At 61.6% G+C, this 26,225-nt stretch carries 24 protein-coding genes and 1 pseudogene; 13 read left to right on the top strand and 12 right to left on the bottom strand.

Annotation, left to right across the window (positions count from 1 at the left end; all coding sequences use genetic code 11):
• The first annotated feature begins 6 nt into the window (after positions 1-6).
• Both QP803_RS04530 and QP803_RS04525 read left to right on the top strand, forming a co-directional pair.
• Complete coding sequence (locus tag QP803_RS04530) at positions 7-924, top strand: SRPBCC family protein (RefSeq protein WP_284946509.1); 918 nt, start codon at positions 7-9, stop codon at positions 922-924.
• Positions 925-950: 26 nt separating this feature from the next.
• Positions 951-1,664 (top strand): NADPH-dependent F420 reductase, encoded by a 714-nt coding sequence (locus tag QP803_RS04525; protein WP_284947826.1) that lies wholly within the window; start codon positions 951-953, stop codon positions 1,662-1,664.
• On the opposite strand, the gene QP803_RS04520 is transcribed toward QP803_RS04525, so the two are convergent.
• Positions 1,661-2,620 carry a LysR substrate-binding domain-containing protein gene (locus QP803_RS04520; RefSeq protein ID WP_284946508.1) on the bottom strand — a complete coding sequence of 320 codons (960 nt, stop codon included), beginning with the start codon at positions 2,618-2,620 and terminating at the stop codon, positions 1,661-1,663. The genes QP803_RS04525 and QP803_RS04520 overlap by 4 nt on opposite strands.
• Positions 2,621-2,771: 151 nt before the next feature.
• Here QP803_RS04520 and QP803_RS04515 point away from each other — a divergent pair, with 151 nt between their 5' ends.
• The 3 genes from QP803_RS04515 (at position 2,772) to QP803_RS04505 (ending at position 6,515) form a co-directional block, all read left to right on the top strand.
• Entirely contained in the window at positions 2,772-3,743 is a 972-nt protein-coding gene (locus QP803_RS04515; protein WP_284946507.1) for a sugar phosphate isomerase/epimerase family protein, read from the top strand.
• A gap of 9 nt (positions 3,744-3,752) precedes the next feature.
• On the top strand, positions 3,753-5,465 hold the full coding sequence (locus QP803_RS04510; RefSeq protein ID WP_284946506.1) for a dihydroxyacetone kinase family protein: 1,713 nt from the start codon (positions 3,753-3,755) through the stop codon (positions 5,463-5,465).
• 63 nt (positions 5,466-5,528) lie between these two features.
• Positions 5,529-6,515 (top strand): 3-hydroxyacyl-CoA dehydrogenase family protein, encoded by a 987-nt coding sequence (locus QP803_RS04505; RefSeq protein ID WP_284946505.1) that lies wholly within the window; start codon positions 5,529-5,531, stop codon positions 6,513-6,515.
• A 47-nt stretch (positions 6,516-6,562) separates the two neighbouring features.
• Here the strand turns inward: QP803_RS04505 and QP803_RS04500 are convergent, their stop codons facing one another.
• Positions 6,563-7,546, bottom strand: coding sequence for an alpha/beta hydrolase (locus tag QP803_RS04500; RefSeq protein WP_284946504.1), 984 nt, complete (start codon positions 7,544-7,546; stop codon positions 6,563-6,565).
• Positions 7,547-8,108: 562 nt separating this feature from the next.
• Here QP803_RS04500 and QP803_RS04495 point away from each other — a divergent pair.
• The gene (locus tag QP803_RS04495) at positions 8,109-9,035 is read left to right on the top strand and encodes an AraC family transcriptional regulator (RefSeq protein ID WP_284946503.1); all 927 of its coding nucleotides are present in this window, start codon (positions 8,109-8,111) and stop codon (positions 9,033-9,035) included.
• Between the two features lie 16 nt (positions 9,036-9,051).
• On the opposite strand, the gene QP803_RS04490 is transcribed toward QP803_RS04495, so the two are convergent.
• The 4 genes from QP803_RS04490 to QP803_RS04475 all read right to left on the bottom strand — a co-directional run bounded on the left by QP803_RS04490 (position 9,052) and on the right by QP803_RS04475 (position 13,050).
• The gene (locus QP803_RS04490) at positions 9,052-9,873 is read right to left on the bottom strand and encodes a carbohydrate ABC transporter permease (protein WP_284946502.1); all 822 of its coding nucleotides are present in this window, start codon (positions 9,871-9,873) and stop codon (positions 9,052-9,054) included.
• Positions 9,870-10,703, bottom strand: coding sequence for a carbohydrate ABC transporter permease (locus QP803_RS04485; protein WP_284946500.1), 834 nt, complete (start codon positions 10,701-10,703; stop codon positions 9,870-9,872). Before QP803_RS04485 ends, QP803_RS04490 begins: the two co-directional genes overlap by 4 nt.
• A 109-nt stretch (positions 10,704-10,812) precedes the next feature.
• Positions 10,813-12,216 carry an ABC transporter substrate-binding protein gene (locus QP803_RS04480; RefSeq protein ID WP_284946498.1) on the bottom strand — a complete coding sequence of 468 codons (1,404 nt, stop codon included), beginning with the start codon at positions 12,214-12,216 and terminating at the stop codon, positions 10,813-10,815.
• Positions 12,217-12,288: 72 nt separating this feature from the next.
• Positions 12,289-13,050, bottom strand: coding sequence for an SDR family NAD(P)-dependent oxidoreductase (locus QP803_RS04475; RefSeq protein ID WP_284946497.1), 762 nt, complete (start codon positions 13,048-13,050; stop codon positions 12,289-12,291).
• 211 nt (positions 13,051-13,261) lie between these two features.
• Between QP803_RS04475 and QP803_RS23945 the strand changes: the two are divergent.
• Together QP803_RS23945 and QP803_RS04465 are read left to right on the top strand one after the other, a co-directional pair.
• Positions 13,262-13,381, top strand: a pseudogene (locus tag QP803_RS23945) (hypothetical protein); the annotation flags it as partial.
• A 123-nt stretch (positions 13,382-13,504) separates the two neighbouring features.
• Positions 13,505-14,092 carry an IclR family transcriptional regulator domain-containing protein gene (locus tag QP803_RS04465; protein WP_284946495.1) on the top strand — a complete coding sequence of 196 codons (588 nt, stop codon included), beginning with the start codon at positions 13,505-13,507 and terminating at the stop codon, positions 14,090-14,092.
• 19 nt (positions 14,093-14,111) lie between these two features.
• On the opposite strand, the gene QP803_RS04460 is transcribed toward QP803_RS04465, so the two are convergent.
• Positions 14,112-14,537, bottom strand: coding sequence for a pyridoxamine 5'-phosphate oxidase family protein (locus tag QP803_RS04460; protein ID WP_284946494.1), 426 nt, complete (start codon positions 14,535-14,537; stop codon positions 14,112-14,114).
• Positions 14,538-14,782: 245 nt separating this feature from the next.
• On the opposite strand from QP803_RS04460, the gene QP803_RS04455 reads away from it, so the two are divergent.
• The 3 genes from QP803_RS04455 (at position 14,783) to QP803_RS04445 (ending at position 17,461) form a co-directional block, all read left to right on the top strand.
• The gene (locus tag QP803_RS04455; RefSeq protein ID WP_284946493.1) at positions 14,783-15,580 is read left to right on the top strand and encodes an MIP/aquaporin family protein; all 798 of its coding nucleotides are present in this window, start codon (positions 14,783-14,785) and stop codon (positions 15,578-15,580) included.
• Between the two features lie 117 nt (positions 15,581-15,697).
• Positions 15,698-16,561: a glycosyltransferase family 2 protein gene (locus QP803_RS04450; RefSeq protein ID WP_284946492.1), complete on the top strand. Its 864-nt coding sequence runs from the start codon at positions 15,698-15,700 to the stop codon at positions 16,559-16,561.
• A 21-nt stretch (positions 16,562-16,582) separates the two neighbouring features.
• On the top strand, positions 16,583-17,461 hold the full coding sequence (locus QP803_RS04445; RefSeq protein WP_284947825.1) for a glycosyltransferase family 2 protein: 879 nt from the start codon (positions 16,583-16,585) through the stop codon (positions 17,459-17,461).
• Here QP803_RS04445 and QP803_RS04440 read toward each other — a convergent pair.
• From QP803_RS04440 to QP803_RS04430, 3 genes are all read right to left on the bottom strand, one after another.
• Positions 17,408-18,574: a DegT/DnrJ/EryC1/StrS family aminotransferase gene (locus tag QP803_RS04440; protein ID WP_284946491.1), complete on the bottom strand. Its 1,167-nt coding sequence runs from the start codon at positions 18,572-18,574 to the stop codon at positions 17,408-17,410. The two genes, QP803_RS04445 and QP803_RS04440, sit on opposite strands and share 54 nt — an antisense overlap.
• Positions 18,575-18,750: 176 nt before the next feature.
• Positions 18,751-20,163 (bottom strand): oligosaccharide flippase family protein, encoded by a 1,413-nt coding sequence (locus QP803_RS04435; RefSeq protein ID WP_284946490.1) that lies wholly within the window; start codon positions 20,161-20,163, stop codon positions 18,751-18,753.
• A 49-nt stretch (positions 20,164-20,212) separates the two neighbouring features.
• Complete coding sequence (locus QP803_RS04430) at positions 20,213-21,607, bottom strand: FAD-dependent oxidoreductase (RefSeq protein WP_284946488.1); 1,395 nt, start codon at positions 21,605-21,607, stop codon at positions 20,213-20,215.
• Between the two features lie 444 nt (positions 21,608-22,051).
• On the opposite strand from QP803_RS04430, the gene QP803_RS04425 reads away from it, so the two are divergent.
• Positions 22,052-23,293: an NAD(P)-binding domain-containing protein gene (locus QP803_RS04425; RefSeq protein ID WP_284946487.1), complete on the top strand. Its 1,242-nt coding sequence runs from the start codon at positions 22,052-22,054 to the stop codon at positions 23,291-23,293.
• 2 nt (positions 23,294-23,295) lie between these two features.
• Positions 23,296-24,636 carry an ATP-binding protein gene (locus QP803_RS04420; RefSeq protein ID WP_284946486.1) on the top strand — a complete coding sequence of 447 codons (1,341 nt, stop codon included), beginning with the start codon at positions 23,296-23,298 and terminating at the stop codon, positions 24,634-24,636.
• Here the strand turns inward: QP803_RS04420 and QP803_RS04415 are convergent.
• Both QP803_RS04415 and QP803_RS04410 read right to left on the bottom strand, forming a co-directional pair.
• Positions 24,607-25,167 (bottom strand): phosphatase PAP2 family protein, encoded by a 561-nt coding sequence (locus QP803_RS04415; protein ID WP_284946485.1) that lies wholly within the window; start codon positions 25,165-25,167, stop codon positions 24,607-24,609. The two genes, QP803_RS04420 and QP803_RS04415, sit on opposite strands and share 30 nt — an antisense overlap.
• Before the next feature lie 154 nt (positions 25,168-25,321).
• Positions 25,322-26,221 carry an ROK family protein gene (locus QP803_RS04410; protein ID WP_284946483.1) on the bottom strand — a complete coding sequence of 300 codons (900 nt, stop codon included), beginning with the start codon at positions 26,219-26,221 and terminating at the stop codon, positions 25,322-25,324.
• Positions 26,222-26,225 lie beyond the last annotated feature (4 nt).

The following is a 26,225-nucleotide window of genomic DNA, read 5'->3' as shown; positions in this document are numbered from 1 at the left end:
GCCGCCATGGCCCATGCATATGCGAGTGCGATCATTGAAGCGCCGGTGGAAGCCGTTTGGGCGGCGATCCGCGACTTTGGTGCATTGGCATCCTGGCACCCCGCCATCGCGAAGAGCGAGATCGAGCAAGGTCAGGGTGCCGATGCGGTCGGCTGCATAAGGATGCTCACACTGACGGACGGCGCCACCGCCCGCGAACGCCTCATGATGCTGGACGATAGCCGCTATCGGCTGATCTATAATTTCGAGACGCCGGCATTTCCGGTCGCCAACTATCTCGCGACCCTCGAACTCACGCCCGTCACCAACGGCGATGGCACCTTTGCAAGCTGGTCCGCCACCTTCGACGAAAAGCCGGAGGATACCGGCGTCTATGTCGACATCGTGTCGAACGGCGTCTTCGCCACAGGATTGTCGGCGCTCGCGGCGCAGCTCAAGGGCGCGGCCGCGCCGAGCGGAAGCCTGCGCTGGCAGGGGTTTCGGCCCGCCAAGGTCGTCTGCTCCTCCGTTCTGCATACCTCGATCGCCCGCGTCTGGGCGGAGATGCGCGATTTCGCGGGCATGGATGCGTGGCACCCGGAGATTGCCGAGATGCACATGCTCGACGCCGCACGCTCCGACAAGGTGTCCGGCGTGCGCGCGTTCCGCTTTGGGGAGGGGAAGTTGCAAGAGCAACTGACCATGATGTCTGACCTCGATCATGCCTTCCGCTACAAGATCAATGCCAGCGAACTGCCCTGGTTAAATTATCATTCGGGTGTTCAGCTGCATCCGGTGACGGCGTCCGATCAGTGTTTCGCGGTTTGGACGGCGGACTGGACGGCTTCTGCCAATGATGACGTCCGATTGATTCCGATGGTGCATGATGATGTATTCCAACGTGCGCTTGACACGCTGGATCAGAAGTTAAAAGCACAGTCCTAGCGCTTTAGACCTCGGCTGGCTTTCAGATAGATAGGAGAAGAGACGTGAAGATTGGGATCATCGGCGCCGGCCAAATCGGGGGCGCCCTCGCCCACCGCCTCGTGGCACTCGGTCACCATGTGTTGATCGCGAACTCACGCGGTGCGGACACGCTCCACGATTTGGCTGCGGAGACAGGGGCGATCGCCGTCGAGCGCAGTGACGCCGTGCGTGAGGTCGATTTGATCGTCTTGACCATCACGATGAATCAAGTTGCCTCGCTGCCGTCGGACCTTTTCGCGCATGTGCCCGCGTCCACGCCTGTGATCGATACCAACAATTACTATCCCCGTGAACGCGATGGCGCGATCGAAGGAATCGAGCAAGGCATGGTCGAGAGCCGATGGGTCGAAAGCCAGATCGGGCATCCGGTCATCAAAGCGTTCAACAACATCTACGCCAAACATCTGCTGGAGCTTGGCCAGCCGAAGGGCGCGCCCGGCCGCATTGCGCTGCCGGTCGCGGGCGATGACGACGCCGCCAAGGTCAAGGTTTTGACGCTCATCGATGCGCTCGGCTTCGATCCGGTGGATGCTGGTGGCCTTGATCAATCCTGGCGGCAACAGCCGGGGTCACCGGTCTATGTCAATGATTTCGATGCGAGCGGCGTGGAGACAGCCCTCGCAGCCGCACAGAAGGACAGGACGCCGCAATGGCACGCGACCGCTCATAGCCCAGGCACTTTCGCCGAACCGGCCTAAGCGAGCCCCACAGGCGTCAGTGCATCTGGGAACAATAGTCGCAGCATGGTGGCCGTCGCCGGTGACGGCGGCCGCTGGCTAGGCAGAATCAGCCCATAGGCCCCGGCTGTCAAAGCGACACTCAACGGCAGAATGGCAATCTGGCCGCAGGCGGCCTGCTGCCGTGCCACGGCTTCCGAGACGATGCTGATGGCATCGGACCCCGTCACATATGCCAGGGTCATCAGCAGCGAATTGGTGCTCACCACGCGCTCGGGCGGTTGCAGACCCGCCTCATAGAACAGCCTTTCGACGCGCGAGCGAAGGCGCGACCCGCGTGCCTGAAGCACCCATCGCTCCGCTTGCAGCTGCTGGATGGTCAGCTCGGCCTGATGACATAAGGGATGATCGGGCCGGCAGATCGGCAATAACGTCTCATTGCCGATCTCGTGATAGACATAGTGGCTTCCGGACTGCTCGGCGATCGGCCGGCCCAGCACCATGTCGAGATGGCCGGCGATGAGCTGGTTGATCAAAACATTGCTCGACTCGGCCTGCACCTCGATCTCCAGCCGCGGATACAGCGTCTGCGCCTGCACGACCGCCGCCGTCACCATCAGGATGGCGGGCGCATCGATCGAGCCGATGGCGACGCGGCCGAGATGCCCATCCTGCAGGGCGTTCATCTCATCCCGCGCGCCTTCCAGTTCCGCCAGGATCGCGTGGGCACGGCGGGTCAGGATGGCGCCGTAAAGATTGACCTCCAACGACCGCCCCACGCGGTCGAACAGCGCTTGCCCCATCGCCTCCTCCAGGTCGGCCAGGAGCTTGGAGGCGGCGGGTTGGGAGATGCCGACGCTATCCGCGGCCAGTTGCAGCCTCTGCTGCTTGTCCAGCGCCACCAGCAGTTGAAGGTGCCGCAGCTTGAGGCGGCTTTGCAGGAACCAGTTGAGTGTCAGGCGCCGGCGACTGGTCATCGATCAGCCTCATATCCAAATCTATATTAACTTGGCTTATAATTGAATTGGACGAATATGGGAGAGCGTACTAGCGTCCGCTGTAACAATAACGACGCGCAGGCGGCTCTCGGGTGGCTTGCATCGTCTTGGATCGCCGGGAGCACACGCCATGACCCCTCCTTCGCAAGAAGGCTCACCCCATTCGTCCGTCCTGACACGGGACAATTGGCCCATCGCCGCAGCGATGATCCAATACGTCAATGTTCTGCCGGACGGCAGCTCGGTTCAGGATCAGTCGCCCGAAGCATGGGCCGCAACCCTGTCTGACGTGACCGACGCGGGCTTTACGGAACTCGACCCCACCGATTGCTGGCTGCGCGTCGCGGACCTGTCACAGGCGCGGCGGGATGAATTCAAGCAAGCCTTGGCCGCGTCCGGCCTCACGGTTCCCGCCATTTCCACGTCACGGCGCAGCATCATCGATCCCGAGCATGGGGACGCGTATCTCACCTATTGTCACCGTGTCATCGATGCCGCTGCCGACCTTGGGGCACAATCCGCCTGTTTCGGCCTCTTCGGACCCCTTACCGATGCGCAGAAGAAGGCGCTGTGGTTCTGGACGGTGGATGGTGTCCACAACCCGGACGACCCCGCCGTATATCGCAAGGCCGTCGAGGGCATGCGCGCACTGGGCCGTCACGCCGAGGAGGTTGGGATCGACATCGCGCTGGAGATGTACGAGGACACCTATATCGGCACCGCGGATAGCGCGGTGACATTCGTCAAGGACGTCGATCATCCGGCGGTGGGTTTGAACCCCGACCTGGGCAACCTGATCCGCCTGCATCGCCCGATGGAGCATTGGCTCAGCATGGTCGAGAAGACCGTGCCCTATGTGCGCTACTGGCATGTGAAGAATTACCTTCGCATTGAGGATGAGGCCAAGGGCATCATCCTCAGCGCACCGGCACCGCTTGAAACGGGCCTGATCAATTACCGCGTCGCCATCGGCAAAGCGATTGCGCACGGTTTCCGTGGCGCCTTCTGCTGCGAGCATTATGGCGGTGACGGGCTGAGCGTGAGCGGCACCAATCGCGCCTATCTGCGTCGGATACTGCCGAAGCAGGTCAGCGGTCGATAGACGACATCCATGACCCATGTTTTTGAGGATGCGGATAGCTTCGCCGAGGATGCCGTGCGCGGTTATTGCGCCGCCTATGCGCGCATCGTGCGGCCGGTCAGCGGCGGGGTGATCCGCTCGACGTTGACGCCTTCCAATAAGGTGGCGCTGGTGATCGGCGGCGGCAGCGGCCATTACCCGGCCTTCGCGGGTTATGTCGGACCCGGCTTTGCCGATGCGGCCGTCACCGGCGATGTCTTCGCCTCCCCCGCGACGCGGCTGGTGGCGTCGGTGATGCGCCATGCCGACCGGGGCGGCGGCATTCTGCTGGGCTTCGGCAATTACGCCGGTGACACGCTGAACTTCGGCTTCGCGGCAGAACGGCTACGCGCCGAAGGCGTCGATGTCCGTGTCCTCGCGGTGACCGATGACGTGGCGAGCGCCAAGGCCGACGAGCAATCACGACGCCGTGGCGTTGCCGGCGATGTCCCGGTGTTCAAGATCGCCGGTGCGGCGGCGGAAGCTGGCATGCCGCTCGACACGGTGGAGCGGCTGGCACGGCATGCCAATGCTCGCACGCGGTCCTTCGGCGTCGCCTTCGGTGGCTGCACGCTGCCGGGTGCGCGCGAGCCGCTGTTCACGGTGCCGAAAGGCCGGATGGCGATCGGCCTCGGCATTCATGGCGAACCCGGTATCGACGAAACCGACATCATGCGCGCGTCCGCGCTCGCGGCGCTGCTGGTCGATCGCATCCTGTCCGAGGCGCCCGCCGATCCCGGATCGCGCGTCGCCGTGGTGCTGAACGGGCTGGGCAATACGAAATACGAGGAGCTGTTCGTGCTCTGGGCCCATGTCGCAGCGGCGCTCACGCGCGGCGGCGTAACGGTCGTCGCACCCCTCGTCGGCGAATATGTCACGAGCCTCGACATGGAAGGCTGTTCGCTGACGGTCACCTGGTTGGACGAGGATTTGGAGCCGTTGTGGCTGGCGCCCTGTGACACGGCCGCCTTGCGCATCGGCGCCATCATGCCCATCGAGCCCGCGCCGCCCTTGGTGGAAGAGGCCGAGACAAAGACCGTCTGGCCGGAGGCGAGTGCCGCGTCCCGACCCTGCGGCCGTGCCATCGCCCAGGCGCTCACCCGCATGGCGGATGCGTTGCAGGGGTCTGAAGCGGAACTCGGGCGCATCGATGCCGTCGCCGGTGATGGCGACCATGGCCAGGGCATGACACGCGGATCCCGCGCCGCCGCACGGGCCGCGTCCGAGGCCGCCGAAGCCGGTGCCGGGGCGCGCAGCGTGCTCGCAGCGGCGTCCGACGCCTGGGCCGACCGTGCCGGCGGCACCTCCGGGGCCATTTGGGGCCTGGGGCTGCGCGCCGCCAGCACAGTGCTCGACGACACCACTTTCGTGACTCCCGATCAGATCGGGCAGGCGGCGATGGTGGCCTTGGAGCATGTCATGCGATTGGGCGGTGCCAGACCGGGTGACAAGACCCTGGTCGATGCCTTCGCGCCCTTCGCCGAAACCCTATCCGCCGGCATCGCCCACGGCCTGTCGGTCGAAATGGCCTGGGCTCAGGCGGTGCAGGCCGCGCATGACGCGACGGAAGCGACGGCGTCCCTTCTACCAAGGCTCGGGCGCGCGCGCCCGCATGCCGAACGCAGCCAGGGTCACCGGGACGCTGGGGCGGTGTCTTTCACCCTCGCCGCCCGCATCGTTAAAGACATGATCGATGAGCACTGATACGTTCGGACTCGTCATCGGCCACGACGCAGCCAGCACCCCCCTTAACTTGGGCTAAACAGAATGATCACACGCATCGAAACCGTCGCCGTCATCGGCGCTGGCTATATGGGCGGCGGTATTGCGCAGTCGCTTGCCGCGGCCGGCATCACGGTGACGCTGGCCGACGTCACGGCGGAGGCGACATCGAAGGCGCTTGAGCGGCTGCTGCGGGAAGCGGGCGAGTTCGAGGCGCAGGGCCTGTTTGCGCCCGGTTCGGCCGAGGCGATCAAGGCCAATCTCAAAACGGCGGATTCGATCGAGGATGCCGTGCGCGGCGTCGATTTCATCGAGGAAGCCGTGCCCGAAATCCCGTCCATCAAGCATGAGGTGCTGCGCCGCATCTGCGCGGCAGCCCGGCCGGATGCGATCATCGGCACCAATACATCCACCCTCCCCGTTAAGACTTTGGCGCCCGCCGTCACCCATCCGGAACGCTTTCTGACGGTCCATTTCAGCAACCCGGCGCCGTTCATTCCAGGCGTTGAATTGGTGTCAGGGGAAGCAACTGACCCCGCCATCATCCCCGTGGTCAAGGCCATGCTGCGGCGCGCAAAACGCTTGAGCGCGGAAGTCGCCGATGTGCCGGGCTTTGTGCTCAATCGGCTGCAATATGTGTTGCTCAAAGAGAGCAATTCGATCGTCGAAGAAGGCATCGCCACAGTCCAGGACGTCGATACCATCGTGCGCTCGACCTTTGGCTTCCGGCTGCCGTTCTTCGGGCCTTTCGCCATTGCCGACATGGCCGGTCTCGATGTCTACGCCAATTGTTTCCAGACCTTCGAGGATGCGTTCGGGGAGCGGCTAGCCACCCCGGAGCTGCTGAAGTCCCTGGTCGCGGAGGGCAAGTTCGGCGTGAAGTCGGGAGCCGGATTCAACGGGAACTTCGACCCTGAGATGGCGGCTAAGCTCGTCGCCTATCGCAACAAGGCCTATGCGCGGATGGCGCAGCTGCTGGAGGAGCTTGGTCCCTCGCCGCTCGAAGAGGCGCGTTCTACCACTTCAGAGTAAAGCCGATCGTCGCGCCCCTGATCCGGGGCGCGACGATCGCCGTGGCATTACTGGCCGATGTGACGTCGGATACCGTCGCTTGCAAGCGCAATCGCACTCTCCGTGGATGGGATGTGGCGAAGGGCATTGAGGAGCACGAAATCGTGGATCGTGCCGTTGAAGCGAATGGCATTCACCGCGACCCCGGCTTCCTTCAGCTTGCGGGCGTAAGCCTCCCCCTCATCGCGCAGGGGATCGTTTTCAGCCGTGATGATGAGGGCCGGCGGAAGGCCGGTGAGTTCCTTGATGCTGGCGCGCAAGGGCGAGACATACGGATTGTTGCGCGTCTTCTCATCAGTGGCATAGCGGTCCCAGCCATATTTCATGAAGGCGCGCGACAGAAAGCGGCCGGTGGCGAAAGCATGATACGACGCCGTATCAACGCTCGCATCGGTGGCCGGAATGAACAGCACTTGATAGCTGATCTTCGGGCCGTTCCGGTCTTTGGTCATCATCGTCAGCGCGGCCGACATATCGCCGCCGACGGAATTGCCGGCAATCGCAATGCGGCTGCCATCCGCACCGAACTCGCTGGCATGGGCGGCGATCCACTTGAGGGCGGCGTAGCATTCCTCCGGCTGCGTCGGATATTTGGCCGCCGGCAATGACGTGTATTCGACGAAGACACCCACTTGGCCGGAGCCCACGACGAGGTCGCGCAGCAGTCGCTTATGGTTGTCGAAGTTGCCGGCGATCCAGACGCCACCATGGATGAAGAACAGCACGCCCGGTTTGCCGGTGATATGCTCCGGTGTCATGACATAGAGCTTCACCGTGCGGTCGTCCTGGCTGATCGTCTTCTCGACCGTGGTGACGCCCGACATGTCGACAGGCGTCATCGCCTGTAACCCTGTGAGGATGTCTTGGGGCTTGGGTTGCGGCAATTCCCAGAACGGGCTCGGATCCTTGTCGATCTCAACAAGGAACGCCCGGATCTGCGGATCGATATCAGGGTCGGTTGCAACATTGGGCGCAGCGCTTGCGGTCATCATCGTTGCTCCAAGGAAAATAGTGGTGAGGAGTGTCGTCGCGCGCATTGGTTTTGCTCCGGCTCTCAAAGGTGACGTCTAAATAGCGGGGTCCCGAGGCGGTTTCTTCTTGGAAACGGTGCGTTCAAGTCCGTGGCGCGCCTCGTAGTCCAGTATTGCGTCAATCAGTGTTTGCATCCCTTCCGTCTGCGGCGTGCCAAGGGGCTCTCTTGAGAGTATTCTGAGTCGGTCTATTGCGGCTTTATACTCATCTTCTGAGAACATCTGGCGTAAAGGGCGTTTTGATACACTCCCATCCTTCGCCATTGGCCACCATCGATCGGTGATTGCCACGGAACTCTATTCGAAACGCCATGTCATAGATTGGTGATTTGCCGCAGCCTTATTGAAAAAGTCGCACGTCACGGCCAGGGTTTGTGTTCATTACGGAGACACTTGATTCTCAGCGCAAGATGCGACAATTGAGAGGGAGTGACGGGCAGGTTCATGGGATCCGTCCGTCTCAGAAGGCGCGAGCACCGCTTGCTCCGCCACAAGGCCTTGATCTCTCAGGGGAGTTGGCCGGATGGACGCTAAATCGGGCGACGCGTCACAGGAAGAGCCGGATGCGACCATCCTGCATATTGTCGCTTTCGCACGTGGCAGCGTTGGAATCGTGGACATCAAGGGCTTGCGGGAGCGATGGCTTGCCCCTGCTCTTATGCACACCTGCTCCATGGGCATTGAGGAATCCTCATGGGCGATCACACCCGCAACGGTGATTGGGATCCGTCTTCATGGCGCGATCGTTGAGGATCACAACCGCAGAACGGTTCGCACCAGCGGGCCTGGCCGGGAACTCACCCTTCAGCCCGGGGGCACCCCGACCCGTTATCTCGCCCATGGCAGCATCACATTCGGCCAGGTCTTCTTACCCGATGGCTTACTCGACAGGGCATGCGACATGGAAAACCTGCCCGCTCTCAGTGGACACCTCCGCGACGATCTTTCCTTCGTTCCGGAAAAGACCCTACAGACCCTGACATCCCAGTATTTGCGGCGCGCGTTTGACACGAAGAATCCCGCCACGTCGCTGGAGATGGAGGGCCGTGCCCTTCTGTTGGTCGATTGGCTGCTGCGGTTGCACCACTCACCGCGCGCAGATGCGGCGTCACTCGCCGGTGGCCTGTCATCCAGACACTTACGCCGCGCCTTCGACTTCATCGGCGATCATCTTGCCGAGGATATCTGCCTGGACGAGTTAGCCGATTTGACCGGTCTCACCGCCAAGCATTTTGCCCGTGCCTTCAAGCAATCGACGGGATTGCCGCCGCATCAATATCTGATCATGCAGCGCGTCGAAGCGGCCAAGCGCTGTCTGCTCGATGCGAGGACAAGCCTGGCCGATATCGCACTCGCCTGCGGCTTTGCCGATCAGAGCCATTTCACCGCCACCTTCCGCAAAGTCGTCGGTGTCCCGCCCGGCATCTGGCGCCGCGACCACGCGCAATGACGGTTCTTACCTCAGCCTATTTGCCGATGCCCGCCGTCATGCCTCTGACGAAGAATCTCTGGCTCGCCAGATACAGGATCAGCAGCGGCAGGATGGACAGGAAGGCGCCTGCCATCATCATCGGTTCATTGGTGGCGAACCGCCCCTGATACAGCGCCAGACCTGCCATCACCGTCCGCTGGCGGTCGTCCTGCAAAAAAACGAGCGCAAACAGCAACTCGTTCCAAACCCAGATCGTATTGACGATCACCAGCGTGAAGGTGGTCGCGATGGACAAGGGCATCACGATCCTGATCAGGATGCGCGCATGCGACGCGCCGTCGATCGTCGCGGCTTCAATCAACTCGTACGGCAATTCCCGGAAGAAGTTGACGAGGAAAAAGATAGAGAAGGGAATGAGCAGCCCCGTATAGACCAGCATGACGGATGGCAGCGTATTGATCAGGCCTGTTTGCACCATCACGGTAAACAGCGGCACGACCAGTGCCACAGGCGGCAGGGCCATCAGCGCAATGTTCATATTGAAGAAGCTATGGCGCCCCACGAAGCGGCCAAAGGCGACCGCATAGGCCGCGAAGATCGCAATGACCGTGGCGGCGACCACCGCAACCACCGCAACGACAAGGCTGTTGAGCGTCCATCGGCCGAAAGGCATGGTCTGGAATACGTCCAGAAAGCCATGCAGGCTGGGCGATGTCGGGAAACCGGTGGGGTTGCTCACATAGGATTGCTGCGTCTTCAGTGCCGTCTGCACGATGAACCACAGCGGATACAGCGAAACGATCGTCAATCCGATCAACAGAATCTGTTGCAGGCTCGGCACCAGCCACCGCTTCATGACGTGACCTCTGCCGACCGGGCGCGCATGCGCAGATAGACGAAGATTAAGACGCTCGCGAGGCAAAGCAGCACGACGACGGCGGCTGACGCGACACCGATCGCACCATTCGCGAAACCATTCTCGAAAATATAGTATTCCATGACACTGGAGGATTCCGCCGGACCGCCCTTGGTCAGGACATAGACATAGGTGAAGATCGCGGAGAGCACCGTGATGGCCTCAACGATCATGAAAAACTCGATCACCCTGCGGATCTGCGGCAGCAGGATCGACCACTGGATCTGCCAGCCCGTAGCGCCATCGATCTTGGCGGCCTCGACCAATTCCTGCGGCACCGCAAGCAGGGCGGCGGCGAAGACGACGATGCCGAAGCCGAGCTGCTGCCAGATGATGACACCACCGATCGTCGGCACCACATTGGCCGCAGACCCGAGCCAATCCGCCGCGAGGAAACCGAGATGCCATTGCACCAGCTGGGTATTGAGCACGCCACGCTGCTCCAACAGAAAGCTGAACGTCAGGCCGATGGCGGTGGCCGGCAGGATATAAGGCAGGAAGACGATCGCCCGGTAATGCTGCCAGCCGCGCACTTGCGCGTTCAGAATGAGGGCGATGATCAGCGCCAGCACCGTCATGATCGGCACAGTGGCGAGCAGCTTCAGGTTGTTGAGCAGTGAGCTGACGAAAACCGGATCCTGCCACAGGCCTTCGTAATTCGCCGTGCCCACGTAGGTGAGATCACCGACAGCGCCGGAATAGAAGCTGAAGCGAATGACCTCGACCAACGGATAGCCGAAGGCGGCTGCAAGCGCCCAAACGGCCGGCAAGACAAAAACATAGGCCCATAGGCGCCGACCATCGAATGGTTTTCTGGAAAGGCGGCGAACACTCCGTTCGCCGCCGCTTCCCCAGGCTAGCCGGACCGAATGGTCCGCTTCAGCCATTACTTGCGGCCCAGGCCTTGAACTGCATGAACTCTTTCATCTGCTGCAGGCGCCATTGCTTGATCACGCGATCCCAGATCGCGACCGCCTGATCGGGCGTGCCGGCCTTGGACGTAATCAACTGCCCGGCGGGAATATCCGCATTATTATCGACTTGCGGCGGCAGATAGTTTTCAAGCCAAATCGAAACCGGCGCGGTGTCAAGCTCATAAAGCTGCTTGGCCAAAGGATCGGAAATGGCGGAGGCAGGGAAACGCTTGTCGGCCGGGAAAGCATTCGTCTGGGTATAGAGCGACTTCAAATTGTCCGGCTGGTGCAACCAGGCCAGGAACGCTGCATCAGCCGGCTTGTTCTTGGACCAGCTGGTGATGAACTCGTCCGAGGATTGCGTGACGTCATAGGTAGTGGCGAGCTTGCCCGTGCCCCAAATCGGCGGCGGCGCCACACCGATGCTCTTCGCGCCCAGCGTTGTCGCCCAGGTCAGCACGTTGCCATCCGTGGTGAAGGACATCGCGGCCTTCTTCTGCGGAAACAAGGTCCAGCCCTGGGTCAGGCTGAGCGAGGCGACATCGGTATTGACGTAGCCTTTCGCCATCAGATCCTGCATCAAGCCATACAGGTTGTGCAGAACGGTATCGAACTGCGCCATCTTATAGGCGCCGGTTCCGCTGATGGCGGATTTGAGATCGCCGAGCGAATCGAGTTCCTGCTTGGCATAGATGGCAAACATCCAGGCGCCGAAATACCCATCGCTATTGCCCATGCCGAGCGGCGTGATGCCATGCGCCTTCAGCGCCGCGCAATCGGCCAGGAATTCCGGCCAGGTCTTGGGGCCGACATCGGGATCAAGACCCGCTTGCTTGAAAAGATCCTTGTTCCAGACAAGGGAAACGCCGATCAGATACAGTGGCATCGCGATGATCTTACCATCGACCGTATTCTCACCGGTATCGACCCATTGAGAGGTTTCGCTCGCCGGCACATAATCGGAAATCGGCACGGCCGCGCCGGTCCAATAGGGCGTCAGCGTGGGCAGCGTCGCCCATTGCGTATCCATGTCGGGACCAGATTTGCTTTGCGCCGCAAGACGAAACGCGCCGATCAGCGTGTCGGAGGATTGCGGAACGATATTGAGGCTCACGCCGGGATGCAGCGTCTCATAGGTTTTGACCGCACCGGCCATCCATTTGTCCATGCCGGGCACATCGCTCTCGCCCCAGAACCAAAAGGTCGGCTTGGCGGTGTAGGGATCGCCGGCCGAGGCGCTCTGGGCGAGCGCGGCATGACCGCCCCAGCTCAGCATGCCGGCCAGCATCGCGCCCATCGCGACGGCGGTGCTGAGCCTGCGGCCGCGTCGTGGTCGCGGGGCTGCACTGTACAGGGTATGTGAGGTCATCGTCCTTATCCCTTGTTGTTTTTCAGTGATCGCGGTCGGTCAGGCGCTCGCCCCGGTTTGCAGGAAGGGCGCTTACGGCTTGCTCTCGCATACGATTTGGCCGCCATCGATCACGATGGTTGTGCCGGTGATATAGCTCGCATCGTCGGAAGCAAGATAAAGGCAGGCATTGGCAACATCGGCCGGTGTGCCCAGTCGGCCCAAAGGGACCGACCTCTCCATACCCGCGATGAATTCAGGCGAGCGCGACCGTGTGATGGCGTCCGTCAGCACATTGCCCGGCTCCAAACCATTGACGGTGATGCCATAGGGCGCGAGTTCGATACAGGCGCTGCGGATCAGCCCGACGAGGCCCGCCTTGCTGGCCGCATAATGGCTATGGCCAGGGCTGCTTACCCGTGGCCCGGTGATGGAGGCGGTGAAGATCATGCGGCCGGAGCCCTGACGCTTCATGGCAGGCAAGCACGCGCGCAAGGACAGAAACGCGCTCTTGAGATTGACCGCCAGAACATGATCCCATTCTTCCTCGGACACGTCTTCGATCATGGTCCACGGATAGATGCCGGCATTCTGGCACAGGATATCCAGCCGACCGAAGGCGCCCTCGGCGGTCTCTGCGATGCGCCGGTTATCGGCGGCAGACGTGACATCCATGCGGACGAATCGAACGGGGGCAAACTCTGGCAGGCCCGCCATTAAGTCTGCCGCCGACTCTTCATCCATATCGCCGATGACGACCGACGCACCCTCTTCCAAAAAGCGCGTCACAATGCCTGCGCCGATTCCGCGGGCGCCCCCAATCACAATGGCAACCTTACCCGCGAGACGCCCCATGATCACTCCGAAACCGCCCAGCTATTGGCACAAAACATGCTTAACCACATGAAAGAAACACGGTGAAAATGCCCGATCAACAAAGGCCTCAGCCGCATCCGTCGTCCGCATGTCTTGACAGATTGTCCAATCGCCTGGACAGTAGTTCAGTATGCTGGACAATCTTACGATAGGCTTCTAAACCGCGCAACGACATAATTCGGAAACCAACGTGGGCGATTCGACTGAAAACGCGCGTGTCCGTGGCGTTGATCGTGTGCTTGACCTACTCAAAGCGCTGCATGTCGCGGGCAAGCCGCTGCGCATCGGTGACCTGGCCCGGCAGCTCAACGCGCCACGATCGACGACCTATGATCTGGTCAGCCGGCTGGTCGCTGGCGGAATACTTGAAGTCTATGATGATCATGCGCGCGTCTTCTTCGGCAGAACGCTGCATTTCTATGCCGCCGATTATTTGAACAACCATCGGCTGAGCCGGCTGGCCAGCGCAGAGGTCGCGGCACTCGCCAAAGCGACGGGGCAAACCAGCCAGTTCTGCACGCTCAATGGCAATAAGTTCACCGTGCTCCATATGGAGACCGGACAGGCGCTGTTCAAAATCAGCTCGGACGTCGGAAAGGATATGCCGATCCCCTGGACGGCGTCGGGACGTTTACTGCTCGATCACCTAGACCGGGACAGCATCAAGGCCTTCATCCCGCACGAAGACTTTGTTCTGCCGAACGGGCAACAGGTCGATCCTGAGCAGTTCTGCATAGAAGTGGCTGAGGCCCGCGCAAGCAATTTCTTCATGACCAGCGGGCTCGTCGATGATTTCGCGGATTGCCTGGCCGTGCCGGTCCGAGGGAAAGACGGCACGGCCGTTGGCTGCATGTGCCTGATCGTCGCACGAAACCAAACGCGCGACGGCCAAGGTCGTTTTGAAGAGGCCTTAAAAGATAGCGGCACCCGTCTCAGCCGCGCGATTAATGAAATCGCGCCACCCGCCGCTGACAGAAGCCCGCAGCTTCGGATGAGATCAGGTCACGATTTGCGCGATTGACGCCGCTAGGAACTGCGCCTCAGACGGCGACTTCGCCGTCTTCCATGCCGTTCCAATAATGGATGCGCGTGGCATGCACCTTGATCATGACGACACCAGGCGTGTCGATGCCATCCTTGAACCATACGTCCAGATCCTTGGTCCAATGCTGCTGGAAAGCTGTCTTGTCGCGAATGAGTTCTGCCTTGCCCTCGACGGCGATGAACATCGGCACCTTCCCGAGCAAGCCTTTGCTTCCGCTGAACGACAATCCTACCTTTGGATCACGTTCAATATCTCCGACGGTATGCGCTTCTTCCCAAGTAAAGAAGTAGCTGTCGCCATCGTATTCTACATCACCATTGTTGCTCATCGGACGCGAGGAGATATCTCCGCTCGCAGCCCGAGTGGACAGCATCGCGAAATCGATGTCGCCCATCGTCTTCGACACATCGGCGAGGGTCATGTGAGCCATAGAGTTTCCTTCATGCTTTAGAGACTGCTCACAGCAAGGCCGAGCAGCCATAGGCAAGGCTACATGGGATCGCGGATACCGCTCCCCCAGATGGCGTCGCACTTTCGGCGATCACATTCCGGCGGGTGTGCGGCGCGCGGTCACGTTCCAACCAACGACGCCGCTCATGGCACTATAGGCGTTGATCCGGCAATGACATGCTGTCAACTGAGCAAAACTCTCAGGGAACCGGCTCAATGAAGACTGTGACGCGACCGACCATCGACCCCGAGGCGTTTGAAACGCCAAATGGTGCCAACAGCGCACCCGGTTCAGCCGAAACGGCGTCTGAGAACCTTCTCCTCGCTTGCGCCGCCGAGTGCATCGGAACGCTGCTCCTCGTGCTGGTCGGCACGGCCGTGGCAACGGCTGCCATTCTGTCCAAGGCGACCGCTGGCCCTGCCTATGATTCGCTTGCCGTCGCCTTGTCATTTGGCCTCATTCTCATTCCAATTGCTGGGTCATTGGGTCAGATCAGCGGCGCCCATGTGAACCCGGCTGTGACCCTGGGTCTTGCCGTTGCGGGTAAATTTTCCTGGAAAAACGTGCTTCCGTATTGGAGCGCTCAGTTGGTGGGCGCGATCCTCGCCTCCTTGCTCGTCTGGGCCGCCTACGGTCCTGACGCCTATAGCCACGCCCATCTTGGGCTGCCGTCGCCGGCCAATGGAGCAAGCGGACTCCAAGTGCTTTTGGTCGAGGCGTTCATCGCCTTCATCCTGGTCTTCACCGTCATCTCGACGACCACGGATAAGCGCGTTCCGCCCGGGATTGCTGCCATCTGCATCGGGTTTGCGCTGTCTGCCGGGGTGCTGCTCGGCGGCCCGGTGAGCGGGGGCGCAGGAAACCCCGCGCGCGCCCTGGGGCCGATGTTGGTGACGGGGATTCTCCCGGTCTGGTTTTTCTATACAATCGGGCCATTGCTCGGGGGCGTCGTCGCAGCGCTCGTATTTCGGTTGATCAGCCGTGCAAGCGCGAAGAAGGCCGCTTCAGCGTGAACCAATCGGACTCCGGCGATCGAAAGCCTGGATGAGACGATAGATGTTTTGATTGCCAGCCGCGAACGAGCGTGATGATGTATTGACGCAACAATCAAGACGGCTGGAGAGACTTGAGTGCGGTTTTCGTTGATCATGGTCACGGGCGGGCGGACGAACGAGGTCGCCGCGTTCATGGAAGCGCTCTCTGAACAAAGCTTCAAGGACTTCGAACTCATCATCGTCCAACAAAACGCCGATGAGCGTCTCGCCGGCATCATCGCCCGCTTTGAGGGCAAGTTTCCACTCCGCGTGATCCGATCCCTGCCGCGCCAGATCAACCATAGCCGCAACGTCGGAACGGCTGTGGCATCGGGCGAGATCCTTGCCTTTCCCGATGATGACTGCCTCTATCCTCCCGATCTTCTTTTGCAGGTCGATGAGCGGTTCCGCGAAAGCGGACCCATGACACCCGACGTTCTGACCGGTATTGCAATTACCCCTGACGGCACGCCGGGTTCCGGACGATGGCACCATCAGGGCGGCGTCATTTCCGTGAGAACGGTTTGGACGAGCGCCATAGAATTCAATCTATTCATCCGTCGCTCCACCTATGAGCAAGTCGGTGGGTTCGACCAATCGATGGGCCTCGGCACACCCTTTGCATCCGGGGATGCGCAGGACCTGACCCTGCTCGCCATGCGCACCGGGGCCCTCGCGATCTTTGACCCGAACCTGCGTGTGGTTCATCCCGACAAGCGCTTGACGGCCGTGGCCGTTGAGCGCGCCTATGTCTATGGCGCGGGGTTGGGCTATGTGCTTCGAAAGCACCGGACACCGCTGAGAATTTGTTTCATTTTCCTCATCCGACCTTTCGGTGGCGCCTGTCTAAGCCTGCTCCGCTTTCGCCGCTTCGATGCCCGCTACTACTGGCTCTCATTTTGCGGCCGGCTTGCGGGGCTGTTGAGGCTCGGTCGCATGCATCGGCGCGCCCAGACGTGATGATTGACTTCGCGAGCGACTGTGCCGGGTTTTAACCTCACCGTCGGTATTGCCACGCGCGGGCGTCCCGCCATTCTGCGCGAGATGCTGGCGACGCTGGCACAGCAGACACGACGTGCAGACCATGTGGTCATATGCGGCGGCGACCCCGCCGATGTCGACGATATCGCAGAGCGTTTTCCAGAGGTGACCGTGATCCTGTCTCCGCCGGGGCTTTGTCAACAACGCAATGCCATCATCGCCGCTGCGACGAACGCCGACGTTCTGCTTTTCTTCGACGATGATTTCTTGGCCGAACGAGACTACCTCGCGGGTGTCGAGGACCATATGTCTCGCCACCCCGCTACGGTCGTCGCGACCGGCGTGGTGCTGGCGGACGGGATAGGCGGTCCCGGCCTGTCGCCATCTGAGGGTCATACCATTTTGGCAAACCCCATCGCGGCCGGGTCCGGCACAAGACCCGTCTTTTCCGCTTACGGCTGCAATATGAGCCTCCGCTTAAAAACCATGAGAGATCGGGATCTATGGTTTGACGAACGTCTGCAACTCTATTGCTGGCAGGAAGACGTTGATATGTCCCGACGATTGGCGGCGTTCGGGGACATCGTTCTGATCGAGAAAGCGCGCGGCGTACACCTCGGCGTGAAAAGCGGGCGCAGCGCGGGCGTCAAGCTCGGTTATTCGCAGGTCGCCAATCCGCTCTATCTCGCCAGCAAGCAGTCCGGGTATCCCATGGCTGTCGCTTTGACCCTGATCATGCGAAATATCGCCAAGAACCTCGCCAGGGCCTTGTGGTCGGAGACTTATGTCGATCGCCGCGGTCGGCTCCGCGGCAATGTGATTGCGCTAATGGACCTGATCCGCGGCCACATGACGCCGGAACGCGTTCGTGACGTCTAGAGGTAGCGACCATGCCGGCATCGATGCCGATACGGTGTGCGCGGACATCTGTTGACGCACGACGGCGATCACTTCATCCGTGTCGGCCTCCGTCATGGTATCGAACATGGGCAAGCTGATCACACGACCCGCAATATCGTCGGTGACCGACAAGTCTTCGAAAACGGCGTTCTCCACGAAATAGCTCTGCTGTGCCAGATGTGGACTGAAATAAGTCGCGTTGCCGATTCCGGCTGCTGTCAACTCTGCGGAGAACTGGCTTCGATGCGGTCCCCATCCTTCCGGAAGAAGCCCCACACCGAATTGATGCGCCTGGCGTCCCCGCTGAATGGGTTGGAAGGTGAGATCGGGCAGCGCCGCGCGATACCGTGCCATGACCGCCGTCCGGTGGATCATCGTCTCTTCAAAAGTATTCAACCGTTGCTGGCACAACAGCGCGCCGATCTCACTGAGTTTGCCATTCAAACCGGGCATCGTTGCGGTGCGGGCTTGACCGAAGCCGAAGTTGCACATCTGCCGCAATTCGTGAATTCGGTCCTGATTGTTGCTGTAGACAACGCCTGCCTCACCCGTCGCGAAGGCTTTCGTCGCATGCATGGAAAAGACGACCGTTCCCTTAAAGCCCGTGCCGAAGCCACGGCCATCCGCAGACACAGTACCGAGGGATGCCGCGGCATCGACGACGACCGGCACTTTATGGCGCTGCATGATTGCTTCGTAGCGCATGAGGTCGATGTCGTAGCCGAATGTCGCATAGGGTACGACGACCGCAATGTCGTCGCCGTAGAGGGCAAGAAGCCGCTCCTCGTCTTGCGGGCAGGCGCTCCATGTCACCGGGTCGATCTCGCACAAGAGAGGCGTCAGTCCGCACCATAGGGCCGCCTGGGCGGCCGCTGCGAAGGTGAAGGACGGCATCAAGGCATAGCGCGGTCTGGTGGACCGACGGCCGATCGCCTGTTGAATGGCGAGCATGAGGCCGATCGTCGCATTGCACACTGTCATGCAACTGCCGACGCCCGAGAACATGCGGGCGACCATGTCTTCCTCAAACGTCGCGTTCACAGGGCCAAAATTGCTGAACATGCGACGTTCTTCTATCGCCCGAAGCGCCATGCCTGCCTCGCTCAAACGGGGCGGATTCGGTCGAATGAAGGGCACTGGCACGACCAACCTCATGGGCTAAGGGTGAGATAAGACCGCCAAGGACATTGTCCTCTGCATCTATTGGAACGATTGCCCCAAACGGAGGCTTAGGTGAACTTGGCCTTTCGGATGAACCGCGCCCATTCCTAGACCGCGACATGCAGAATCGGCAGTCTGCGCCGATACACGATCAGCAGGACGAAGCCCCAGCCCGCGATCCCCCCGGCGACGGTGAGGATCGCCTCCATCACAGGGTCAGCCGTGAGCGCTGCGAGATCAGCGATGACCGCCGCGCCCACCAAGGTCGCACAGGTCGCGGCGACGCCGGGCGCCAAGGCAGCCATCAGGGTCCGCAGTCGCAGCCTTGTTTCCACCATTCCAATCCGCACAGCCAAAAGGGAGACGGCGAGCGACACGATGATGGAGGCCGTGGCGGCACCCACGGCGCCATAACGGACCAGCAAGATGAGGGCCGCGATGGATCCCACAGCCGCCCCGCAGCGGATCTTGACGAGCATCCCGGTGCGGTTGCGAACGCCGAGCATCGCGTCGAAGAAGACCTGGAACAACGCGATCATGCGGGAGACGGCAATCAAAGCGACCACGGGAATGGCCTCGCTCCAGCCCTTCCCAACCAGCAGATGGATGACGGTGCCGCTCATGAACGCGAGCCCTGCGAGCGCCGGCCAGACCGTAAGCGACAGCAGCGAAATCAGCGCCAGCCATTCACGCTGCAGCGCCGCCTCATCCTCCCCTGCGTCAGAGAAATGAACCCAGGCCATGGTCGTCGCCGGTTGATACGCTACTTCGCTGATCCCGAGCACCACGCGGTTGGCCAAACGATAGGCACCGGCGGCAGCGGGGTTCACCAGGATTCCGATCAGAAGGTCGGAGCTATAGGTGGCGATGTTTGCGACGAGCCGACCAATGGCGATATCGCCGGAGAACCCGAGGGCGGATCGCGCAGTATCGGGATGCCAACGCATCCTGGGCAGGCGAGGCACCATCCAGAAGTAGCAAAGCGAGGCAAGCGCCAACTGCGCATAGCGGTATATGACCAGCGACCATAGTCCGAAACCTGACAGGAGCGCCGCAACGCCAATCGCGGCGGCAGCCGTTTCGGTCATGAGACCGACCGAGTAGAACGCGGTCAGCTTTCCCTGACGCAGGAGCAAGGCTTCCTGCCAACTCGTCAGGGCAGCGACCAATGCGGACGGCGCGACCCCCATCATCAGAAGCATCATCATCTGGGAATGAACGAGGACCGCCATGATCGGCGCCAGCATGACGATTACGGCGGCGCCGACGACACTCAAGCCGAGGTTCATCCAGAAGCAGGTATCGCTATCGAGATCCTCGTCACGATTCTTGATGATGTAATCGTAGATGCCGCCAAAGATTAGCCCCTGCAGCAGCACGATGAAGATGCTGGCGATGGCGTAGATACCGAAGGCGTTTTTGCCGAGCAGACGCGCAGCAAGAATAGCGATCAGCATCGCGGTGAGCTGCGACCATCCGCGCGCGAGGACGCCGATACCGATATGACGTCGCGCTCTCACACGTCACACGCGATCGCAGATGAACCATCCAAGCGAGGATGATGGCCGTTCACAGGGCCGAAATTGCCGAGAGGCCTATGGCATCACTCTCATGGATCTTGGTCGATGCGCGGGAGATATTGATCCCGCCTCGCACTTTGGCTGTTCGCAATACGGCTTTGACGATCAGAGAGCCGACGTCGTGTTGCCAGAGCCAAAGCCCGTTCGCCTGTCCCCGGAAACTCCGCTCGCCGCCCAAGGCCCCGCTCGGGACGAAGCCTGCCGCCAGTCCGATGCCGAAGAGGCTCGCAATCGGCCGCCCATCGGCATCCAGAACCCGACACTGCCGATCGACCAGAGGCTGCTGTGGCCCCGTGCTCACGAGCAGATCAATCGGCGTGCCATCACACGCGACGAGCGGCAAAACGCGCGGCCGATAGCCCAGGGCCGCGACGACGACATCGGCCTCATTGATGATCCGATGCGCTTGGGTATCGTCAGACGTCAAGCGGTGCAGGTGCAGGCGTGCCTCGGGTGGTCGCCCGCCAATGCCACGCGCTTGCATAATAAGTTCACGCGAATCGAGCCGAAAGCCGGCGAGCCTGAACACACGACCGCTCACCGGGCAGACGTCCTCCTCGGTCCATTCATCGTAATGATCATGGAGAGCGGACTCGCGGTCCGGATAGAAAATGCGGAGATCGCGCCGATGGAGAAGTGTGATGCCGGCATTGCCGAAGGTCACGGTCGGCAGTCTGTGCAACAAGGCATGGGCGACCGCCGCCGCACTTGTCGAGCCTCCAACAATGGCGACTTTCGGCGCGGCGCGGCCGCCGAGCAAGTCCGCCACGCGGGCGAGGCCTCCTGTCGTCAGAACGTCACCCGACTGGATCAGTCGGTCGCCACAAAGTTCGGTGAGGGAGCGATGACCGATTGTCTCGCCCGAAAGTCGGCCGATCGGTTGGTCAGCGCCTGTCGCCAGCACCAGATGGCGCGTTCGCAGGACGCGTCTTACGCCTGTGGCCTCATCGCGAACCTCGACGTTCCAACCTTGATCGATCCGTGCTGCCTTCAGGGCCGTATGAGATGTCATCACCGCACTCGCCGGCTCGCGCGCGATCATGGTGGCAAGCGTTTCGCCGACCAAACCCAGAAACCGACCGGCGTCGTGGAGGGTGACAGTACCGTCGCCGGCAGCACTCAACCTCTGCGTGAGAGGATGGTGGGCCAAGCGTGTGATGTCGGTTGGCTTTTCGCTCTGCAAACAGTCTGTGAAGGTACGACCGCTGCTATCCGAGTTGATGGCATACCCGCCAATCGACCCCGCGCCAAGGACGGTCGTTTTCTCAACGACACAAACGCCTTTTTTCAGAAGATCCTCGAGCTGCCCCATCCGATGCGCGGCAAGCAGCGGGGCGATGCCGCCCGGTCCGCCGCCCACGATCAGAAGATGGAACTCATCCATTATGCATGCTCACAGCAGTCTCATGGTCGGCGCGAACCATGATGAGGGTTTCATTCCGAAAAGGGACCAACGGGGCCTTCCCAACAAGATGCTCCAAAGACTTACCGAACCGTGCGCCTCATTCAAAAGACGTATGCGACCTGCTGAAATGCCGGCCGCCCGCGCGCCGGCCGTCCGTGGTGGGACGGCGAAGTAACGTTCATGTCCCAATTGGGACATTGGAAAGGTATCAAGCCCGAGCTCATATCATTGATATATCAAGCTTAACCGGAATCGGAACGCGGGTAGCACCGCGTTTTTTGCGTGAAACTCAATCACCGAATATTGAGGATCGACCCTATCGACCGAAGGCGTGATACCGCGCGTCGATCATTCGATAGATTTTGCGTTTGTTCTTGACGGTGTATGGGTTTGATCGACCAAGCACCGTGAGGATGTTTGACCATGATCGATTGCCTGATCGTCGGCGCCGGACCTTACGGGTTGTCGCTCGCAGCCCATCTTCGCGCGCATCGGATCGATTTCAGAATTGTCGGGACGCCGATGGGCGCCTGGCTGTCGAGCATGCCCGACGGTATGCATCTGAAGTCCGAAGGTTTTGCCTGCAACCTGTTCGAGCCTAGCGGCACGTTCACCCTGAAGGCCTTTTGCGTAGAACAGGCTATCCCCTACGCCGATACCGGCCTGCCGGTAAGGAAGGATACCTTCGTGGCCTATGGGCTGGCGTTCCAGAAGCGCTATGTACCCGGCGTCGAAGATCGGTCGGTCGTTGCGATCACCCGCTACAATGGCGGCTTCAACACCCGCCTCGCCGATGGTGACTTCATCAGGTCCCGTCGTGTTGTCATCGCGGCGGGCGTCGGTCACTACGCGCGTATCTTGCCGAGCCTGGCCGCCCTCGGGCCCTCGAACTTGAGCCACAGCTCTGATCACAACGGATTCGCAGGATTTGTCGGCCAGCACGTGGCGGTTGTGGGCGGCGGCTCATCTGCCATGGATATCGCCGCGGCCTTGCGGCGCCAAGGCGCAAGCGTAACCGTCATCGCACGCCGCGCTGCCATCCGGTTCCAGACCCCTCTGGGACCCCGGACGCTGAGAAACAAGATCCGCGCACCGATGACGAGCGTCGGGCCTGGCTGGAAGGCGGTTCTTTGCACCAAGGCGCCGCTGCTTTTCCACGCCATGCCAGCCGCCTTCCGCACGAAGGTTGTGCAACGCTATCTGGGGCCGGCCCCCGCATGGTTCGTCCGGGACCAGGTCGAGGGCCATGTGCCGATCCTGAGCGGAACCACGGTCCGGGACGCGGCGGTCGAGCACGGCCGCGCCCGACTGACGCTCACGAGCAGCGCCGGCCAGGCCAGCACGCTAATCGTGGATCACGTCATCTCAGCCACGGGTTACAAAGTGGCGGTGGATCGCATCGCGTTCCTCGACGCGGATATCAAGTCCGCAGTCATGACCATCGATGGCGCCCCACGGCTGTCGCGCAACTTCGAAAGCGCATTGCACGGCCTTCATTTCATCGGGCCGGCCGCAGCCAACAGCTTCGGGCCGATGGTACGCTTTGCCGCCGGCGCCGGCTTTACGGCGCGTCGGCTGTCCCGCCATCTCGCTGCCTCTGCTCTGAGGGCATCGCAGCCTCGGCCCAAGGCCTCCCGCCGCTCAGCCGCCGTAGCAGACGGCTGACCATGTCAGGGCCGTCAGAGGGACGCGCACGGCCGCGCATCCTGTTCGTCGCCCTCGTCAACGATGTCGGCATCGATCGCGTGCCGATGGCGATGGGTGCATTGGGGGCTCTCTGCGCTGTCTTGAGTCCGCCCGGCTTCTATTGCACGACAACGCGCTTTGTCAGCCAGTGGTTCCCGCTCCCCAGTCACCATGGCGCTTGGTTCGGCATTCCCTTCCTGCGCCCGCGGTTAGAGGCTGCCGCGCGTTTCTGGAAGGCAGACCTCATCGTCCCTTTGGACAGCGTCTCGGCACAGTTGCTGCGCGTGCTGGCAAAATCCGGCGCCACATCGCGCCCTCTCCGAGCTTTGCTGGAACAATCCTTGGGTTCGCCGAAAGGCTATTCGGCTGCCTGTAGCCGTGCCGGGTTGATGACTCTCGCGGCCGGACTGGACGTGCGAATGCCGCGCTTCCGTTCGTCGCATGACGCTTCGGTGCTGCTCGAGGCGGCCGCCGATTGGGGCTATCCGGTCGTCTTGAAGGCCGAAAACACCTGTGGCGGCCACGGTGTCCGCATCGCCACGAAGCCATCCGAGCTTGCGGCAGCGACCGGCGGCCTGAGAGGCGGCAGTGCTTGGCGCCGCTGGCGAACCGCCGCGCGGGAAACGCTGTGGAGTGCCGCCGGCATGCAGGAGACAGCCTTCGCGCCGCCTATGGTGCAGGACTTTGTGCCGGGCGTGCCGGCCATGCGGACCGTCTCGACCTGGCAGGGCCAAGTGCTGGAAGGCGTTAGTTTCGTCGCGGAACACGTGTTCCCGGTGCCCTTTGGCCCGAGCACGATGGTCCGCCATGTGGAGAATGAAGAAATGGCGACAACCGCGCGGCGATTGGTCGCGGCTCTTGGATGTTCCGGTTTCGTGAGCTTCGATTTCATGTTGGATGAGACAACGGGTGCTGCGTCCCTGATCGAGCTTAATCCGCGTCCGATCGGCACCAGCCATCTCGGCCAGGTTTTCGGCCACGACCTATGCGCACGCCTCCTCACCTGTGTGATGGGGCAGGAGACGTGGCACCACCCGCCACCTGTCGCCATCCCGCGCGCGCCCCTCACCAAGGTTGCACTGTTTCCGAAAGAGATCGAACGGAATCCCGCAAATCTCGATCGCTTGCATGCGGTGGATCTTCACCATGACGTGCCGCATGATGATCAGGGCGTGCTGGATGCGTATCTTCGCCGTTTGGCAGGACTCTATCCTGATGCTCTGCCCGCCATCATCGAAGCGATCGACGCAGACGGCGTCAGACGCGCGGCACGCGTGATCGCTGATCCTGCTCTAGAAAATTCGACCGGCTCGGCCCTCTAAAAACTGAAGGACCGGGCGTACCCGCGTGACGGCAAGTCGATGCAGGTAGCCCTCGGCTGGCAACCGGTGGCCATGGAAAGCCAGGCCCACGAGGAGAAGGAGAATGACGAGCCGATCGCGGCGCAAAGCCCTCGGCACAGGACCGCTCGTGCGACAAAAGATGAGGAGTCCGGCCACGCCGACCACGCCGCCGATCAGGACGTCAAACGGCGTATGGTAGCCTAGCAAGAGTCGGGTCGCTGCGAAGACGACAGCGATGGCAGTCGCGATAAGACCCGCAGCCAGTGTGGTCATGGGCGGCCTGAGGATAACGGCCAAACCGCCGTAGAATGCCGCCGCCGCCGCCGTGTGGCCGCTCGGGCTATTGAGACCGATGCCCGACCAGCCCCGGCCGACCGAGGACACCAGCACCTTCAGCACCAGCATCGTGGCCATGACACCACCCATGCTGACGGCCCAAGCGACAGCGCCTCGCGCCCAGCGAGACCACAGCAGGAACAGCAGCACGGCGGCGACGCCGGGAAGGACCACGGCCTGATCACCGAAATCGGTCAGCCAAACGAGATGGCGCGTTGAAATGGACCCAACTCCGAAGCCGTCTACCCCTCAACCGGATCCGACGCGGAACCCTTGTTTGGATCTACACTCTGCTGGAAGAACACAGCGCACAAGCCAGACCTCGTGCCTATCGAGACACCATCAGCGCCGCGCCAATCGCGCCGGCATCATCTCCCAAGCTTGCCGCACGTATTACAACCGGCGCCGCAAGCGTGTTCGTATGCGTCAACTCGGCCTCGATGCCCGCCCGAAAGCGTTCAAAGTGCGGCGCAATACTGCCGCCGATCACTGTCACCTCGGGCATATAGAGGGCGTGGAGGGCGGAGAGACCACGACCGACCAACCGCCCGTAATCATCGAAAGCCCGCTCTATCCTGGAATCCTCTCGGGTATTCACCGCGCGTTCGATGAGTTCATGTCCCTCGACATCCGGCGGCAGTAACGGGCGCAGCATCGCCTGCAGCGCCGCACGCGATGCCATCTGCTCCCAACATCCATAGGCGCCGCAGTAACAGCGCGCCGTTGATGTAACAATTGGAATGTGCCCTGCCTCTGGATGCAGGTCGCCCGGCCCCCTGAAGGGTGCGCCATCGAGGAGGAAAGCCACGCCGATACCCGTGCCGAGTGTCACCATCAGCATGCGGCGGGCAGCGTTGCCGGCGCCCACATGATACTCGCCGATCGCGGCGACAACGGCATCATTGTCCATGATGACTGGGACGCCCAGGCGGGCGGACAAATCTGCCGCCAAGGGAAATCCGGAAAATGTCGGCAGCGTCGCCGGGTTGCGGACGATACCCTGAACGCGATCGACCGGGCCGCTCGCACCAAAACCGACGCGCGTGAGGCTGCCGCCCGCCGGCAGAAGCGCCAGCACCGCCTCCGCCAAGCGGGACACCCGTGCCGCTTCTGAGCCCTCCCCCAGTTGAGCGGTCAGCGCGGTGGTGCGTGCGATGATAGTGCCGTCGCTCTGGATCACCACACGGCATCCGGTGCCGCCTAGGTCGATCCCCGCCACGATTGCCATGACG

The organism is Acidisoma sp. PAMC 29798 (assembly GCF_030252425.1).
Classification (GTDB): Bacteria; Pseudomonadota; Alphaproteobacteria; order Acetobacterales; family Acetobacteraceae; genus Acidisoma; species Acidisoma cladoniae.
The sequence above is the reverse complement of the archived record's forward strand: the minus strand, read 5'-3'. Positions and strand labels throughout refer to the sequence as shown.

Bases quoted from the DNA above. Each gene is read 5' to 3' on its own strand.
- QP803_RS04530 (WP_284946509.1), top strand. From the start codon at position 7: ATGGCCCATGCATATGCGAGTGCGATCATTGAAGCGCCGGTGGAAGCC.
- QP803_RS04520 (WP_284946508.1), bottom strand. From the start codon at position 2,620: ATGACCAGTCGCCGGCGCCTGACACTCAACTGGTTCCTGCAAAGCCGC.
- QP803_RS04515 (WP_284946507.1), top strand. From the start codon at position 2,772: ATGACCCCTCCTTCGCAAGAAGGCTCACCCCATTCGTCCGTCCTGACA.
- QP803_RS04510 (WP_284946506.1), top strand. From the start codon at position 3,753: ATGACCCATGTTTTTGAGGATGCGGATAGCTTCGCCGAGGATGCCGTG.
- QP803_RS04505 (WP_284946505.1), top strand. From the start codon at position 5,529: ATGATCACACGCATCGAAACCGTCGCCGTCATCGGCGCTGGCTATATG.
- QP803_RS04500 (WP_284946504.1), bottom strand. From the start codon at position 7,546: ATGATGACCGCAAGCGCTGCGCCCAATGTTGCAACCGACCCTGATATC.
- QP803_RS04495 (WP_284946503.1), top strand. From the start codon at position 8,109: ATGGACGCTAAATCGGGCGACGCGTCACAGGAAGAGCCGGATGCGACC.
- QP803_RS04490 (WP_284946502.1), bottom strand. From the start codon at position 9,873: ATGAAGCGGTGGCTGGTGCCGAGCCTGCAACAGATTCTGTTGATCGGA.
- QP803_RS04480 (WP_284946498.1), bottom strand. From the start codon at position 12,216: ATGACCTCACATACCCTGTACAGTGCAGCCCCGCGACCACGACGCGGC.
- QP803_RS04475 (WP_284946497.1), bottom strand. From the start codon at position 13,050: ATGGGGCGTCTCGCGGGTAAGGTTGCCATTGTGATTGGGGGCGCCCGC.
- QP803_RS04460 (WP_284946494.1), bottom strand. From the start codon at position 14,537: ATGACCCTCGCCGATGTGTCGAAGACGATGGGCGACATCGATTTCGCG.
- QP803_RS04455 (WP_284946493.1), top strand. From the start codon at position 14,783: ATGAAGACTGTGACGCGACCGACCATCGACCCCGAGGCGTTTGAAACG.
- QP803_RS04440 (WP_284946491.1), bottom strand. From the start codon at position 18,574: ATGGCGCTTCGGGCGATAGAAGAACGTCGCATGTTCAGCAATTTTGGC.
- QP803_RS04430 (WP_284946488.1), bottom strand. From the start codon at position 21,607: ATGGATGAGTTCCATCTTCTGATCGTGGGCGGCGGACCGGGCGGCATC.
- QP803_RS04425 (WP_284946487.1), top strand. From the start codon at position 22,052: ATGATCGATTGCCTGATCGTCGGCGCCGGACCTTACGGGTTGTCGCTC.
- QP803_RS04420 (WP_284946486.1), top strand. From the start codon at position 23,296: ATGTCAGGGCCGTCAGAGGGACGCGCACGGCCGCGCATCCTGTTCGTC.
- QP803_RS04410 (WP_284946483.1), bottom strand. From the start codon at position 26,221: ATGGCAATCGTGGCGGGGATCGACCTAGGCGGCACCGGATGCCGTGTG.